We start from the raw sequence: 13,814 nt of genomic DNA on the forward strand, positions 1-13,814 counted from the left end.
ACCTTGGACAACTCGAATTTCTGTTGTTGCACGCCACTCGGCATCGGCTGCAACAAGGCCTCGCCCTAGTTATCGTCGGCCGAGGCCTTGGCACTAATCAGCAGGAGAGAGGCCAGCAAAATACGGCTGGACTGGCGCACGTTTGTATCCCTGACAATTCGTTATTGTTGGATCTGTCTGTCTTGCAACAGGCGCTGTTGCAACTGGTGGTCACGCAGGAAGGCGTTAATCCGCTCCCGCTGTTCCTGCATCTGCTGTTCGGTCAGCCCTTGCTGACGGGCACGGGCGCCATCCTGTTGCGGATAGTGAACACTCACCGGCGCCGCACTGCCACCGATTGGAATGGTATTGAGCACCGGATTGGCCGGAACGCCATCCTGTCCCTGATACTGCTGCACCCCGAAGATAACGGCAGCGGCCACAGATGCCGCAATGGCATATTGACCCAGTTGCTGACCGACACGGCGGAACAACAGAACCACATTAGAATCTGTCTTGACCGGTGCAACGGCAGGTTGCAGCACGGGAGCCGTCTCGACCGGCTTGGGTGCCAGTATGGTGGGCTCATCCTCCAGCGCAGCCATGATGCTGTCACTGAGATCCAGTTGCAGATTGACCGGCAGGTCACCCCGCATGGCATCGCCGATCAGGTGGTAACGACCCCAGGTATCTTGCAAGTCGGAGTCCATCCCCAGCTCGTTCAGTACCTCTGCGTCACTCAGGTCACCATCCATCAGGGCAGAGATTTGCTCTTTATTTGCCATAAGTTAACCCGTTTTTCCCCAGTTAATTCTCGATCAGAGGTTGCAGCTTTTTATCGATTGCTTCCCTCGCCCGGAAGATACGGGATCTGACCGTACCCACAGGGCAATCCATGATTTCGGCAATCTCTTCGTAGCTCAACCCTTCCAGTTCGCGAAGGGTGATAGCTGTCCTCAGGTCTTCCGGCAATGCCTCTATGGCTGAAAACACGGTGCGCTTGATCTCGTCAGTCAGCGCCAGGTTTTCCGGTGTTGAGACCTCTTGCAAGGCTTCACCACCACCATAAGACTCCGCTTCGTCAGCCTCCACATCACTGCTGGGCGGCCTGCGCCCCTGGGAGGTCAGATAATTCTTCGCCGTGTTCACGGCAATTCGGTACAACCAGGTATAAAAAGCACTTTCGCCACGGAATGTCGGCAATGCACGGTAGGCTTTTATGAAGGCCTCTTGCGCCACATCGGGCACATCACCGGGATTGTTGACATACCTGGCAACCAGGTTGACCACCTTTTGCTGGTATTTTTTTACCAACAGGTTGAAAGCTGCTTTATCGCCGCGCTGGACCCGTTCAACCAGCTGTTCGTCCAGTAGATTCTGGTCGCTCATCAGAGCCGTAAAACCCCCATCAGGTTATCGTTCTTCTTTTCCGGCCCTTCCTAAGCGCACAAGTTCAGACAGGGAGAATCAGAGAAAGTTCGCTTCAATTGAAAAAAATGTGATGCAGGCTGCATCCTCGCCCTCGCTTGGGCTACCATGGTGCCAGTTCTTAATCCAGGCCAATGATACTTATGAAAGCAAGTGTTGAATACCTTTGCGATGTACTGATCATTGGCAGCGGTGCCGCTGGTTTGTCCCTCGCGTTGCGATTGGCAGACCAGGCCAAAGTCCTGGTTCTGAGCAAGGGGCCCATCAGTGAAGGGGCCACTCTCTATGCGCAAGGAGGCATCGCTGCCGTTTTCGACGAAACCGACAGCATCGAATCTCACGTGAGCGACACGCTCAACGCGGGTGCCGGGTTATGTGACCCGGCGGTGGTGGAGTTCACCGCTCGCCACGCCCGCGAGTCCATCCAGTGGCTCATTCAGCAAGGGGTCCCCTTCGATCAGGAGGAGAACGCCGACGGTGAATCCCAGTACCACCTCACCCGGGAAGGGGGCCACAGCCATCGCCGCATCTTCCACGCGGCGGATGCCACCGGCAAGGCGGTGCAGCTCACCCTGATCGATCAGGTGCGCGCTCACCCCAATATCCAGCTGATGGAGCGCTTCAACGCGGTCGACCTCATCACCACCCGCAAGCTCAATCTGCCGGGCAACAAGGTGCTGGGTGCCTACGTCTGGAACCGCAACGCCGAGCAGGTCGAGGTGATCCGCGCCCGTTTCGTGGCGCTGGCGACCGGTGGCGCCTCCAAGGTCTACCAGTACACCTCCAACCCGGATGTGAGCTCTGGCGATGGCATCGCCATGGCATGGCGGGCCGGTTGCCGGGTGGCGAACCTGGAGTTCAACCAGTTCCACCCCACCAGCCTGTTCCACCCGGATGATCCCAACTTCCTGTTAACCGAAGCGCTGCGTGGCGAGGGGGCCTATCTGCGCCGCCCCGACGGCAGCCGGTTTATGCCGGAGTTTGACGAGCGGGCCGAGCTGGCGCCACGGGATATCGTCGCCCGCGCCATCGACCACGAGATGAAACGGCTCGGGGCGGATTGCATGTATCTGGACATCAGCCACAAGCCGGCCGATTTCATCATCAAGCACTTCCCTACCATCTACGAGCGTTGCCTCGCGGTCGGCATCGACATCACCAAGGAGCCGATGCCCATCGTGCCGGCCGCCCACTACACCTGTGGCGGCGTGATGATCGACAACAACGGCCAGACCGATATCCCCGGCCTCTACGCCATCGGCGAAGTGACCTATACCGGTCTGCACGGAGCCAATCGCATGGCCTCCAACTCCCTGCTGGAATGCGTGGTCTATGCCCATCAGGCGGGGGCCGATATCCTGGCCAAGCTGCCGATGAGCGTGGAGCCACCGCGCCTGCCGGCGTGGGACGAGAGCAAGGTGGAAGATTCTGACGAACTGGTGGTGATCCAGCACAACTGGCACGAGCTGCGGCTGATGATGTGGGACTACGTGGGGATAGTGCGTACCAACAAACGCCTCGCCCGTGCCAAACGCCGCATCGACCTGCTCAAGCAGGAGGTACAGGAGTACTACGCCAACTTCCGCGTCTCCAACAACTTGCTGGAGCTGCGCAACCTGTTGCAGGTGGCTGAGCTTATCGTCAACTGCGCCCTGCAGCGCAAGGAGTCCCGCGGCCTGCACTACAACCTGGATCATCCGGATATGCTGCCGGACTCCAAACCGACCGTGCTAACTCCGGAGCGGGATTAATTCCCCTTCCTGCGAAGCATTGCAGCAATCAGTGACCCTGCCTCGGCGGGGTCACTTGTTTTCAACCGCTTTTCAGCCACAAAAAGAGTGCCGCCAGCCACATGACCGTCACTCACCACGATACATCAGCAAGCGGTCATCACTGGAAACAGGTGTCAGCGCCGGGACGGCAGAAAGTGGATGGCTCGCGCCAGCAGGCGGTAATGTTCGGGGGGAAGGGCGTCGGAGAAGAGCCACAGGAGCCGTGGCGACACAGCTCCACTCTCTTGCGGCTCGGGGCAAAGCGCCAGCCTGAGCACACCGGGCAGAATGCGGCTTTTCTTGTCAAGCTGATAGCGACGACCTTGCCACTGCAACCACTGACCATCCCAGACAAGCTCGAACGGGGGCTCGGCGAGGGTGCGCCAGCTCAACCGGAGCGCCACCAGCCAGACGGGCAGCAACAGCGCCCACTGCCAACCGGCAATCAGACCTGCCACCGGCCAGAGCAGCAACAGAAAGAGGGCCACCAGCAAACATTGCTGATGGCGGGAGGGGTGAACCGTTATGATCACCCGCTCCACGGCATCAGGCATGACGGTCGTGACGGGCCTGATTGCGCGCCAGGATCATCTTGATCATGGCGCTGAAGGCGGGATCGGCCGGCACTGCGTGACCCATGGTCCAGCGGAACAGGTCCGGATCATCGCTCGCCAGCAGGCGGATAAAGGTCTGCTGATCGGCTTCGCTCAGGGAGTCGAACTCGTGTTCGAAAAAGGGCATAAAAACAACATCCAGCTCGAGCATGCCACGGCGGCAGGCCCACTTCAGTCGGGATTTTTCAACTGGGCTCAACATGGAACTCTCCTTACAAAGACCCGGGGATGGTACCAGCTGGATTTTCCGGCTGACAAACATTAGTTACGTCTTTACCATGCAGGTCACATACTTTCTCTCTGGAATACCATCGTGAGCCTGCAACCCCCTGTTTTTCCTGCCGAGCCGACCCGCTTCGCCCTGACCAAGATAGCCATCACCCGACTGAGTGGTCAGGATCGCGTCAAATATCTGCAAGGTCAGGTCACCTGCGACGTCAACGCCCTGCAACCGGGGCAGAGCACGCCGGGTGGTCACTGTGATCCCAAGGGCAAGCTGTGGAGCGATTTTCGCCTGCTCTGCCTTGAAGAGAGCCTGCTGATGCTGACCAGCCCTTCAGTGCTGGAACGTCAGCTGCCGGAGCTGAAGAAATTTGCCGTCTTCTCCAAGGTGGAGATTGCCGCCGACGAGCGCCATGCAACCGGCCTGGCTGGCAAGGGCACAGATGCGTGGATCGCCGCGCAGTTTGGTCTGGAGCAGAGCGGCCTTATCGCTGGCGGCATGGCGGTGAAGATCGAACAGGATCGCTGGCTGCTGGTAAGCAATCAGCAAGCCGACACCCTGCCAAAAGGAGATGAGTCACTCTGGTGGGGGCTCGAGATCAAGGCGGGTCTGCCGCACATGGAAGCAGTGCATCAGGGGGAGTTCATCCCGCAGATGCTCAACCTGCAGGCGCTGGATGGCATCTGCTTCAACAAGGGTTGCTACATGGGGCAAGAGACGGTGGCCCGCGCCAAGTATCGTGGCGCCAACAACCGCGCCCTGTTCTTGCTGGCGGGCAGCGCCAATGAGCCGGTCAATGCGGGCGACACCCTGGAGATCCAGCTTGGTGACAACTGGCGTCGCAGCGGCATGGTGCTCAACGCCTGGCAACAGGCCGGGCAGGTGTGGCTCACCGCCGTACTGCCGAAAGATACCGAGGCTGACGCTCAATTCCGCCTCAAGCAGGACGAAGGCTCCCGCCTCATCCTACACCCCCTGCCTTACGCCCTGACCGAGTAAGGTCAGCTAGCGAGGCACCCGCGCCAGCAGTGCCTCCTTCAGCCAGTGCCCCGCCTGCCCCAGCGGGCGGGCGCGATGCCACTGCAGCTCCAGCGCCAGCGCGTGGCTGGCGATAAAATCCGGCTCCAGCACCACCACTTCGCCCCGTTTAAGCGGCTGATGCAGCAGAAATTCAGGGATTGCGGACCAGCCAAGGCCCCGCTTGACCATCTCCAGCACCCCGAGATCCCCCTCGACCCACCACACCTGAGCCGAAATGCGAAAACGCTGGCGCTCGCTCCCTTCCCGTCGTCCGGTGACCATCAGCTGGCGTGCCCCCTGCAGATCGACCTCGCGCAGCGGCTGCTTGCGGGCCAGCGGATGATCCGGTGACACCACCAGCGGCATGGTCACCTCCCCCAGCGAACGGGCGACGATCTCCCGCTGGGGATGCACCTTCTGGTAGCTGATGCCGAGCTGGGCCCGGCCTGTCACCAGCATCTCGGTCACATCCTCCATCAACGGGAAGAGCAGCTCCAGCTCAACGGTCGGATAGCGAGTGGCAAACTCCTCCAGCAGGGTGCCGAGCCAGGGAAGGTGGGAGTCATCATCGATGGCCAGGGTGAGGCGCGTCTCCACACCTGCCGCCAGCTCTCCGGCAATGGATTGCAACCGTTCACTCTGCGCCAGCAGGATCCCCGCCTCCTGCACCATGCGGGCCCCCGCCTCAGTCAACTGCGGATAGCGGCCGCTGCGGTCAAACAGGGTGAGCGCCAGATCGATCTCCAGATTGGCGATGGCGCTGCTCACCACCGACTGCGCCTTGCCCAGCTTGCGGGCGGCGGCGGAAAAAGAGCCGGTTTCGGCGGCCGCCAGCAAGATCCTCAGTTGTTCCAGTGATGGCGTCATCCTATGGCCCTCCAACAAGCCCCTTGTCATCTATCTATTTTAGCGATGGATACCAACATGAATCTATCGAGAAAGTTCTATAGATTAATCGGCAATTCGTGAATGAACCTGATTGAGAGAGTGACCTATGCGTACCCGTAACGATCGACTGCGCCATGCTATCGGCTTTGAATTGATCGGCCTGTTTATCGCCGCCCCGTTGGCCAGCTGGGCGACCGGCATTCATCTCAGCCACATGGGACCGCTGGCCATCTTCTTCTCGCTGCTGGCTACCGCCTGGAACTACGTCTACAACGTCGGCGTCGACAAGCTGCTGCTGAAGTTTCAGGGCCATACCCACAAGAGCATGTGGCAACGGGTGATCCATGCGATTGGTTTCGAGGGAGGGTTATTGCTGGCCGCCATGCCAATCATGTCTTTGTGGCTTGGCATTACACTGCTGGAGGCTTTCTTCCTGGATCTCGGCTTTGCGATCTTCTATCTGATTTATGCCTTCGTCTACAACCTGAGCTATGACAAGATCTTCCCCATCCCCCGCGAAGTGCCGCACGGCATGCCACAAGAGGCGCGCTAAGGCACGAATCCGTTGGATTTAAAACGGGAAGTGAAGGGCAACAAAGGAAGGCAACAAAAAAACGACACGGCCCCACCATGGCAGACATGATGGGGCCGCAAGAGGGATCAGCGCTGGCAGGCCGGCTGATTCAGAAGTAAGGATTCAGGCCTGCCCGTCGCTCAAGCCTGGGCCTTGAGCTCTTCGCCGCTCTCGTCGGCAGCGGCAGCCTCTTCAGGCTGGGCCTGAGCGGCTTGCAGCGCTTCCAGCTCGCTCTGATAATCGCTCAGGATCTGCTGGGCAACCGCCATATCTCCCTTGTGTTTGCGCTCGAACAGATGGTGCTGCACCACGCCGTTGAGATACTCCACCGTGATGGGCTGCTCCAGGGTGGCCATCAGCTCCTCTTTCTCCAGCTCGGCATTGATTTCATCGGCGGTCGTGCGCAGCAGCCCGGCCAATTGAACCAACATGCGGCGCTCACCTTCGCGCAGCAGGCTCAACATGCGGTTTCTCTGCTGCTCATTCTGTTGGGTCATACATTTCCTTACGTCAATTGGGAACAAGCCCGCTCATTCTGCCCTGTCCCCATGACAGCGTCTATCTCATGCCCCCCACAAATTTTTGGCGCTGGCTCACAAATGGCTACAGATGCTATTTGAAGCGGCTCTGGGGTATAGTAGCCGCTGATTTTCAGGCGCTTTTTTCACCTTCATCCGCGGATAGGGATGAGACGGCAAGGGCGCCTGCCCGGTTTACCCCAACGAGGTGAAGATCCGCTTTATGACCGACGCCATTGTGGTGCTCTGCACCTGCCCAGATCAAACCAGTGCCGACCTTCTCTGCGAACAGCTGCTGAACCAGCGGTTGGCCGCCTGCATCAATCAACTGCCGGGCGTCACCTCCGTCTATCGCTGGCAAGGCAAGGTGGAGCGCGCCACCGAGATCCAGCTCATCATCAAATCCCGCCAGCAACTCTTTGCCGAGCTGCAGGCATGCATTCAAGCCCATCACCCCTATGAGGTGCCCGAGCTGCTGGCCTTGCCGGTGAGTGCCGGACTACCTGCCTATCTCGACTGGCTGAATGGGGAGACTTCATGACGCTCACCCGCTTGCTCTCTCCCCTGCTGCTGCTCTGTGCCCTGTTGATGACAGCGGTGGGCAGCTCCCCTGCCCACGCCAGCGGCGCCGATCTGCTCAGCTCGCTGGGCATTGAGGCCAACGCCAAACCCAAATTTTTGCAGGTCGATGAGGCCTTTCAGATCGAGAGCGAACAGCGTGGCGATCAGCTGCTGCTGACCCTTCACATCGCCGACGATTACTACCTCTATCGCCACAGCCTGCGTTTCAAGGGGAACAACCTCACCTTCAGCGAGCCGCCCCTGCCGGAAGGCACCGAGCATGAGGATGACTTCTTCGGCAAGACCCGGGTCTACTACCAGCAGGTGAGCATCGCGGTGCCGCTGAAAGAGGTAGGCGACGGAGCCACCCTGCGGGTGCGCTATCAGGGCTGTACCGACGGCCTCTGCTATCCGCCGACCGACAAGCTGATCGATGTAGCACCGCTGGTCACGGCAACCGCAGCATCCACTGCTGAAACGGCACAAAGCGTCGCACCGGTTAGCCAGCAAGATCAGCTGGCCGCCGCCCTCGGCAGCCAGGGCTTCTGGCTCAGTGTCGCCGCCTTCTTCGCGCTGGGGCTGGGGCTCGCCTTTACCCCTTGCGTCTTCCCCATGTACCCCATTCTGACCGGCATCATCGCCGGTGCCGGCCATCGCCTCTCCACCGGCCGCGCCTTCCTGCTCTCTCTGGTCTATGTGCAGGGGATGGCGGTAACCTACACCCTGCTGGGGCTGGTAGTGGCCTCGGCGGGTCTGAAATTCCAGGCCGCACTGCAACACCCCTATGTGCTGATCGGCCTCTCGCTGATGTTCGTACTGCTGGCCCTCTCCATGTTCGGGCTCTACACCCTGCAACTGCCGAGCAGTTTGCAAACCCGACTCTCCGGCCTCTCCAACCGCCAGCAGGGTGGCTCGGTAGTCGGGGTCGCCATCATGGGGATGATCTCCGGGCTGGTCTGCTCCCCCTGCACCACGGCGCCGCTCTCGGGGGCGCTGATCTACGTGGCCCAGAGCGGCGATCTCTGGCTCGGCGGGGCGGCGCTCTATGCGCTCTCGCTCGGGATGGGGCTGCCGCTGCTGCTGCTCGGCACCTCGGGTGGCAAGCTGCTGCCCAAGGCGGGCGCCTGGATGGATGTGATCAAGCAGCTGTTTGGTTTTGCCCTGCTGGCAGTGCCGATCCTGCTGCTGTCACGGCTCTGGAGCGATCAAGTTACTACCCTCGCCTGGCTCGGCTGGGGGCTGCTGCTGTGCGGCTATCTCTATCACCACAACCAGCACCAACCCCACTCGGTGACCAAAAGCGTGCGCGGCTTCGTGCTGTTGCTGGCGATGATCAGTGCCGTTGTGGTAGGTAAAGATCTGCTGCAACCGGCCGCCCCTGCCGCCATCACGGCGAATGCCAACCAGAACGCCCCGCAGTTTATCCGCATCAAGACCCTGGCTGATCTCAAGGTGCAGCTGGCTGCCGCCCGCGGCAAGCCGGTACTGCTCGACCTCTACGCCGACTGGTGCGTCGCCTGCAAGGAGTTCGAACACAAGACCTTCAGCGACCCGGCAGTGCGCGAGCGTTTCGGCCAGATGGTGCTGCTGCAGGCAGATGTCACCGCCAACGACGATGCCGATGTCGAGCTGCTCAACACCCTCAGTGTGCTGGGACTGCCGACCCTCATCTTCTTCGACCGCGGGGGCAAGGAGCTGACAGGCCAGCGGGTCACCGGCTTTATGGGGCCTATCCCCTTTGCCAAACATCTCGAGATGGTAAGTGATGCACGCTGAGTTGCGTCGGCTGCAGACAAGCGATGCACCTGCCTTGCAGCGGCTGTTCGAGCAGGCCCCCTCCTATCAGGCGGCGGTAAGCAATGACCCTCTCTCTGCACAGGCAGGAGAAGAGGAGCTGGTAGCCTGCCCATCCGGCCTGCCTCTCTCCGACAAACATCTCATCGGCCGCTGGGAGCAGGGAGAACTCACCGCTGTCATTGATCTGCTGCGCGGCTACCCCAATCCAGACACCGCCTATCTGGGTCTGTTACTGGTGGGTGAACCCTGGCAAGGGGCTGGCCGGGGTCAGGCACTCTATCTTCACGCCCGCACGCTGGCGCGCTCGTGGGGAGCCACCCGGCTTCGCCTGTCGGTGATTGCCAGCAATGAATCCGCCCTCGCTTTTTGGCGGCGCAGAAGGTTCACCGAGTGCTATCGCCGCGAGGTGCCCGGCTATCGGGCCGAGGCCATCGTGCTGGAACGTTCACTGGAACCGTGAGCCGAGGTTTGCCACCGCCGATTCGCGTGGCACAATCGCACCTCTCGTTTTGTACTTGTCCGGAGTTTTGATGAAAAAGTGGTTCATCCCCCTGCTAGCCCTCTGGCTTTATGGCTGCAGTGCAGGGCCCGGGGAAGAGGATATCCGCCAGCAGGTCACCGCCAAACTACTGGCCGAGACAGACGCCAACCTGTTCGATATCAGCGACTTCACCATCCTCGGCAAGGAGGAGCGGATGGAGGGGGTCTATCTGGTCAAGGTGAGTTACCAGCTCCACTTCAAGCAGGGGCTCGATCAGTTGCAGGTGTTGCACGACGAGGATCTGGTCTACGACCGGGTTGGCCCCTTCCAGCAGGAGATGGGGCTGATGGAGCTCGAGCGCAAATATGGCGAGTTCGAGGCGGGCCAGGTGCTGCCACAAGAGGCAGAGGTGTGGATGATGAAGGACGAACAGGGGTGGCGGCTGGCGGAACCGGCGCAATAAAGGGCAACAAGCCCCCTCATGTCTCTGCAACGGCGGGACTGCCGTTGCCAACCAGCTCAAACCTGGGTATCAACCCGATACCCTTTTCGCTCTGCAGGTTCGTTCGGCAGCTTGCTGGCCAACCCTGACAGCACCTCCTTGAGGGTGACCCCGCTCTCTGCCGCACCGCTGCTCTCCAGCAGCTTGGTCAGCTGGCTCTGCAAGGGGTTGACCGCTTCACGCTCGGCTCCTTGCTCGCTCTCTTTGTCCTGTCCGCCCTGCTGATCCAGCGTCTCCAGCAGGCGCTCCAGGTCCCGCTTGAGCGGATTTTCGCTGCTGTCGGCGATGGCGAGTTTGCGCTGTTCCTGCTCTTGCCGCTGTTGTTGCTGCAATGCCAGCTGTTGCTCCTGCTGCTGTTGCAGGGAGCCCATCATGGTGTTGATGAACGCTTCCAGCGAATCCCTGATTGAAACAGTGCCCCCGCCGCGGCTCTCCCCTTGCGGTGACAACCCCAATTCGTCCAGCACAGCGCCAAGGTCGCGCACCATACGGCTGTCACTGCCCGTTGATGGTGAGGTCACAGCCCGCTCCTGTGCCTGTACGGCGGGAGAACCCTGCCGTTGCGCCAGCGGGCTGAGCCCGCCTGACGCGACCACATTTATCTCCATCTTGGCCCTCCTCTCCCCGTCCTCGGCCCTTTCTCGGCAAATATTCCGGCAATCTGACAACCCCTTGCCCCTTGGCAGATAACCGCTCTCACACCTAAAAGATAGCGCCAACCGGACGAGATTGGCGCGAATGCATCTTTTGGTCTATCAGGCGGAACGATAGTGCCAACCCGCGATAAACAAGGGCTGGTAAGGGAGCTGCGTTCAGCCAGCACTGTGCAGGCTGACAATCGGAGTCAGAAGACATCCTTCATCCGGTGCCACAGCATACCCAGTGCCAGCAGCGGGGAGCGCAACGCCGGGCCGCCGGGGAAGGTGATATGCGGCACGCTGGCAAAGAGATCGAAACCCCGACTTTCGCCGCGGATCGCCTCGGCCACCAGCTTGCCCGCCATATGGGTAGCATTGAGACCGTGACCCGAATAGGCCTGGGCGTAAAGCACGTTTGGGTATTCCTTCAAGCGGCCAATCTGCGGCAGTCGGTTGGCACCGATCCCGATCATCCCGCCCCACTGGAACTCGATGGCGATACCAGCCAGCTCGGGGAAGACCCGCAGCAGCTTGGGCAACATAAAGGCCTTGATATCCTTCGGGTCTCGCCCCGAATAGTTGCAGGCCCCGCCAAACAGCAGGCGACCGTCGGCGGAGAGGCGGTAGTAGTCGAGCGCCACGTTCTGATCGCACACCGCCATGTTTTGCGGCAGCAAGCGCTGGCGCAAGCGGCGATCCAGCACCTCGGTAGCGAGAATGTAGGAGCCGGCCGGCAGCACCCGTCCTCCTAGCTCCGGATTGAGGTCGTTGAGGTAGGCGTTGCAGCCAATCACCAGATAATCGGAGGTGACCCGGCCGTGGGCGGTGGTCACTTCGACCTGCTTGCCGTAATCGATATGGGTCACTCGGGAGTGTTCAAACAGGGAAACCCCGAGGCTGGCGGCGGCGCGCGCCTCGCCGAGCGCCAGATTGAGGGGATGCAGATGGCCGGAGCCCATGTCGATGAGGCCGCCGATATAGCGATCCGACCCCACCACGCTATGGATATCTTCGCGCGGGACCAGCTTGAGTTCGTGCTCATAGCCCAGACTCGCCAGATGGTCGAAATCTTCCTCAAAGCCGGCCAGATGGCGCTGACGGGTGGCCAGATCGCAGTAACCCCAGGTGAGGTCGCACTCGATATTGAAACGCTCGACCCGCTCACGCACCAGCTGCACCGCCTCCAGCCCCATCAGGTCGAGTTCGCGCACCCCCTCCTCACCAATCCAGCGGGCGAACTGGCTGGTATCGTGGCCGATCCCGCGAATAAGCTGGCCGCCGTTACGCCCGGAGGCGCCCCAGCCGATGCGGTTGGCCTCCAGCAACACCACCTTGTAGCCTGCATCAGCCAGGTTGATGGCGGTATTGAGACCGGTAAAACCGCCGCCGATAATGCAGACATCCGCTTTCAGCTCGGCCTCGAGTTCCGGCCACTGCTGCGGATCGTTGCGGGTCGCGGCGTAGTAGGAGGCCGCGTGCTCCTGATATCCGATGTGCTTTCCTGCCTGCATGTTCAGCATCCTGCCTTGTTGCAAATTGTTTAATAAAATAAGCAAACTTGTTTCGATAATACCCAGCTAAAGCACGGCAAACCAGCAGCACCGGATCACAGAAATGCAAAAGGCGCCCCGAAGGGCGCCTTTTCATGCAATCAAGGTGCTGTAACGAATTACAGTACGTCGATGGCGTTCAGGTCGGAGAAAGCCTGTTCCAGACGCTTGATCATGGAAGTCTGGCCTTCACGCAGCCATACGCGCGGATCGTAGAACTTCTTGTTCGGCTTGTCGGCGCCTTCCGGGTTACCCAGCTGGCCTTGCAGGTAAGCTTCGTTCTTCTTGTAGAAGTTCAGCAGACCTTCCCAAGTTGCCCACTGGGTGTCGGTGTCGATGTTCATCTTCACTACGCCGTAGGAGATGGACTCGCGGATCTCTTCCAGAGTGGAACCTGAACCACCGTGGAATACGAAGTCCAGAGACTTGGCAGGGATGCCGAACTTCTCGGAAACGTACTTCTGGGAAGCGTCCAGGATGGACGGGGTCAGCTTGACGTTACCCGGCTTGTATACACCGTGTACGTTGCCGAAGGAGGCAGCGATGGTGAAACGCGGGCTGATCTTGGACAGACGCTCGTAAGCGTAAGCAACATCTTCCGGCTGGGTGTACAGAGCGGACTGATCCATGTGGCTGTTGTCGACGCCGTCTTCTTCGCCACCGGTGCAACCCAGTTCCAGCTCCAGAGTCATGTTCATCTTGGCCATGCGGGTCAGGTACTCGCAGCAGATGTCGATGTTCTCTTCCAGAGACTCTTCGGACAGATCCAGCATGTGGGAGGAGAACAGCGGCTTGCCGGTTTCAGCAAAGTGCTTCTCGCCCGCTTCCAACAGACCGTCGATCCACGGCAGCAGCTTCTTGGCAGCGTGGTCGGTGTGCAGGATTACCGGTACACCGTAGGCTTCGGCAACAGCGTGAACATGCTTGGCACCGGAAACGGCACCCAGGATGGCAGCTTTCTGACCTTCCAGCTTCAGACCCTTACCGGCGGTGAACACGGCACCACCGTTGGAGAACTGAACGATAACCGGCGCTTTAACCTTGGCGGCAGCTTCCAGTACGGCGTTAACGGAGTCGGTACCAACGCAGTTTACGGCCGGCAGAGCAAAGCCGTTCTCTTTAGCGATGGCGAACACTTTCTGAACGTCATCACCAGTGATCACGCCGGGTTTTACGAAGTCGAAAATTTTCTTAGACATGTTTAATCGTCCTGTCTCGTATGCCGTTAATAAAAAATGGGGGGTTCATCATGAACCGGCACAGCGGGCA

The 13,814-nt window shown here is 60.1% G+C and carries 16 protein-coding genes and 1 pseudogene; 7 read left to right on the forward strand and 10 right to left on the reverse strand.

The window, feature by feature from the left end:
- The 3 genes and pseudogenes from ACW5W8_RS19845 to rpoE all read right to left on the reverse strand — a co-directional run.
- Positions 1–140: pseudogene (locus ACW5W8_RS19845) on the reverse strand (MucB/RseB C-terminal domain-containing protein); the annotation flags it as partial.
- A 21-nt stretch (positions 141–161) separates the two neighbouring features.
- Positions 162–764, reverse strand: a complete 603-nt coding sequence (locus tag ACW5W8_RS19850) for a sigma-E factor negative regulatory protein (RefSeq protein WP_498629799.1) — start codon at positions 762–764, stop codon at positions 162–164.
- Between the two features lie 22 nt (positions 765–786).
- Positions 787–1,368, reverse strand: a complete 582-nt coding sequence (gene rpoE, locus ACW5W8_RS19855) for an RNA polymerase sigma factor RpoE (protein WP_042062096.1) — start codon at positions 1,366–1,368, stop codon at positions 787–789.
- Positions 1,369–1,550: 182 nt separating this feature from the next.
- Between rpoE and nadB the strand changes: the two genes are divergently transcribed.
- Positions 1,551–3,158, forward strand: a complete 1,608-nt coding sequence (nadB, locus tag ACW5W8_RS19860; protein WP_498629801.1) for an L-aspartate oxidase — start codon at positions 1,551–1,553, stop codon at positions 3,156–3,158.
- A gap of 155 nt (positions 3,159–3,313) precedes the next feature.
- Here nadB and ACW5W8_RS19865 read toward each other — a convergent pair whose 3' ends face one another.
- Together ACW5W8_RS19865 and ACW5W8_RS19870 are read right to left on the reverse strand one after the other, a co-directional pair.
- Entirely contained in the window at positions 3,314–3,733 is a 420-nt protein-coding gene (locus ACW5W8_RS19865) for a protein YgfX (RefSeq protein ID WP_498629803.1), read from the reverse strand.
- Positions 3,726–3,995: an FAD assembly factor SdhE gene (locus ACW5W8_RS19870; protein ID WP_498629805.1), complete on the reverse strand. Its 270-nt coding sequence runs from the start codon at positions 3,993–3,995 to the stop codon at positions 3,726–3,728. Before ACW5W8_RS19870 ends, ACW5W8_RS19865 begins: the two co-directional genes overlap by 8 nt.
- A 111-nt stretch (positions 3,996–4,106) precedes the next feature.
- On the opposite strand from ACW5W8_RS19870, the gene ygfZ reads away from it, so the two are divergent.
- Positions 4,107–5,015, forward strand: coding sequence for a tRNA-modifying protein YgfZ (gene ygfZ / locus ACW5W8_RS19875; RefSeq protein ID WP_498629807.1), 909 nt, complete (start codon positions 4,107–4,109; stop codon positions 5,013–5,015).
- 6 nt (positions 5,016–5,021) lie between these two features.
- On the opposite strand, the gene ACW5W8_RS19880 is transcribed toward ygfZ, so the two are convergent.
- The gene (locus ACW5W8_RS19880) at positions 5,022–5,903 is read right to left on the reverse strand and encodes a LysR family transcriptional regulator (protein WP_498629809.1); all 882 of its coding nucleotides are present in this window, start codon (positions 5,901–5,903) and stop codon (positions 5,022–5,024) included.
- A gap of 127 nt (positions 5,904–6,030) precedes the next feature.
- Here ACW5W8_RS19880 and ACW5W8_RS19885 point away from each other — a divergent pair, with 127 nt between their 5' ends.
- Positions 6,031–6,477 (forward strand): PACE efflux transporter, encoded by a 447-nt coding sequence (locus ACW5W8_RS19885; protein ID WP_498629811.1) that lies wholly within the window; start codon positions 6,031–6,033, stop codon positions 6,475–6,477.
- A 161-nt stretch (positions 6,478–6,638) separates the two neighbouring features.
- Here ACW5W8_RS19885 and ACW5W8_RS19890 read toward each other — a convergent pair whose 3' ends face one another.
- Positions 6,639–6,995 (reverse strand): hypothetical protein, encoded by a 357-nt coding sequence (locus ACW5W8_RS19890; protein WP_005362699.1) that lies wholly within the window; start codon positions 6,993–6,995, stop codon positions 6,639–6,641.
- Between the two features lie 244 nt (positions 6,996–7,239).
- Here ACW5W8_RS19890 and cutA point away from each other — a divergent pair, with 244 nt between their 5' ends.
- The 4 genes from cutA (at position 7,240) to ACW5W8_RS19910 (ending at position 10,318) form a co-directional block, all read left to right on the forward strand.
- The gene (gene cutA / locus ACW5W8_RS19895; RefSeq protein ID WP_498629814.1) at positions 7,240–7,557 is read left to right on the forward strand and encodes a divalent-cation tolerance protein CutA; all 318 of its coding nucleotides are present in this window, start codon (positions 7,240–7,242) and stop codon (positions 7,555–7,557) included.
- Positions 7,554–9,353, forward strand: a complete 1,800-nt coding sequence (locus tag ACW5W8_RS19900; protein ID WP_498629816.1) for a protein-disulfide reductase DsbD — start codon at positions 7,554–7,556, stop codon at positions 9,351–9,353. Before cutA ends, ACW5W8_RS19900 begins: the two co-directional genes overlap by 4 nt.
- On the forward strand, positions 9,343–9,834 hold the full coding sequence (locus ACW5W8_RS19905; protein WP_498629818.1) for a GNAT family N-acetyltransferase: 492 nt from the start codon (positions 9,343–9,345) through the stop codon (positions 9,832–9,834). The genes ACW5W8_RS19900 and ACW5W8_RS19905 overlap by 11 nt, the downstream gene beginning before the upstream one ends.
- Positions 9,835–9,904: 70 nt before the next feature.
- Positions 9,905–10,318, forward strand: a complete 414-nt coding sequence (locus tag ACW5W8_RS19910) for a hypothetical protein (protein ID WP_042080037.1) — start codon at positions 9,905–9,907, stop codon at positions 10,316–10,318.
- Between the two features lie 56 nt (positions 10,319–10,374).
- Here the strand turns inward: ACW5W8_RS19910 and ACW5W8_RS19915 are convergent, their stop codons facing one another.
- The 3 genes from ACW5W8_RS19915 to fbaA all read right to left on the reverse strand — a co-directional run bounded on the left by ACW5W8_RS19915 (position 10,375) and on the right by fbaA (position 13,744).
- Positions 10,375–10,965: a hypothetical protein gene (locus ACW5W8_RS19915; RefSeq protein ID WP_498629820.1), complete on the reverse strand. Its 591-nt coding sequence runs from the start codon at positions 10,963–10,965 to the stop codon at positions 10,375–10,377.
- 236 nt (positions 10,966–11,201) lie between these two features.
- Positions 11,202–12,506, reverse strand: a complete 1,305-nt coding sequence (locus ACW5W8_RS19920; RefSeq protein ID WP_498629822.1) for an NAD(P)/FAD-dependent oxidoreductase — start codon at positions 12,504–12,506, stop codon at positions 11,202–11,204.
- 158 nt (positions 12,507–12,664) lie between these two features.
- On the reverse strand, positions 12,665–13,744 hold the full coding sequence (fbaA, locus tag ACW5W8_RS19925; protein ID WP_498629824.1) for a class II fructose-bisphosphate aldolase: 1,080 nt from the start codon (positions 13,742–13,744) through the stop codon (positions 12,665–12,667).
- Between the last annotated feature and the right edge of the window lie 70 nt (positions 13,745–13,814).

Source organism: Aeromonas aquatilis (assembly GCF_054052405.1).

Bases quoted from the DNA above. Each gene is read 5' to 3' on its own strand.
- ACW5W8_RS19905 (WP_498629818.1), top strand. From the start codon at position 9,343: ATGCACGCTGAGTTGCGTCGGCTGCAGACAAGCGATGCACCTGCCTTG.
- ACW5W8_RS19865 (WP_498629803.1), bottom strand. From the start codon at position 3,733: ATGCCTGATGCCGTGGAGCGGGTGATCATAACGGTTCACCCCTCCCGC.
- ACW5W8_RS19920 (WP_498629822.1), bottom strand. From the start codon at position 12,506: ATGCAGGCAGGAAAGCACATCGGATATCAGGAGCACGCGGCCTCCTAC.
- fbaA (WP_498629824.1), bottom strand. From the start codon at position 13,744: ATGTCTAAGAAAATTTTCGACTTCGTAAAACCCGGCGTGATCACTGGT.
- cutA (WP_498629814.1), top strand. From the start codon at position 7,240: ATGACCGACGCCATTGTGGTGCTCTGCACCTGCCCAGATCAAACCAGT.
- ACW5W8_RS19915 (WP_498629820.1), bottom strand. From the start codon at position 10,965: ATGGAGATAAATGTGGTCGCGTCAGGCGGGCTCAGCCCGCTGGCGCAA.
- rpoE (WP_042062096.1), bottom strand. From the start codon at position 1,368: ATGAGCGACCAGAATCTACTGGACGAACAGCTGGTTGAACGGGTCCAG.
- ACW5W8_RS19850 (WP_498629799.1), bottom strand. From the start codon at position 764: ATGGCAAATAAAGAGCAAATCTCTGCCCTGATGGATGGTGACCTGAGT.
- nadB (WP_498629801.1), top strand. From the start codon at position 1,551: ATGAAAGCAAGTGTTGAATACCTTTGCGATGTACTGATCATTGGCAGC.
- ACW5W8_RS19900 (WP_498629816.1), top strand. From the start codon at position 7,554: ATGACGCTCACCCGCTTGCTCTCTCCCCTGCTGCTGCTCTGTGCCCTG.
- ACW5W8_RS19880 (WP_498629809.1), bottom strand. From the start codon at position 5,903: ATGACGCCATCACTGGAACAACTGAGGATCTTGCTGGCGGCCGCCGAA.
- ACW5W8_RS19890 (WP_005362699.1), bottom strand. From the start codon at position 6,995: ATGACCCAACAGAATGAGCAGCAGAGAAACCGCATGTTGAGCCTGCTG.
- ACW5W8_RS19885 (WP_498629811.1), top strand. From the start codon at position 6,031: ATGCGTACCCGTAACGATCGACTGCGCCATGCTATCGGCTTTGAATTG.
- ACW5W8_RS19910 (WP_042080037.1), top strand. From the start codon at position 9,905: ATGAAAAAGTGGTTCATCCCCCTGCTAGCCCTCTGGCTTTATGGCTGC.
- ACW5W8_RS19870 (WP_498629805.1), bottom strand. From the start codon at position 3,995: ATGTTGAGCCCAGTTGAAAAATCCCGACTGAAGTGGGCCTGCCGCCGT.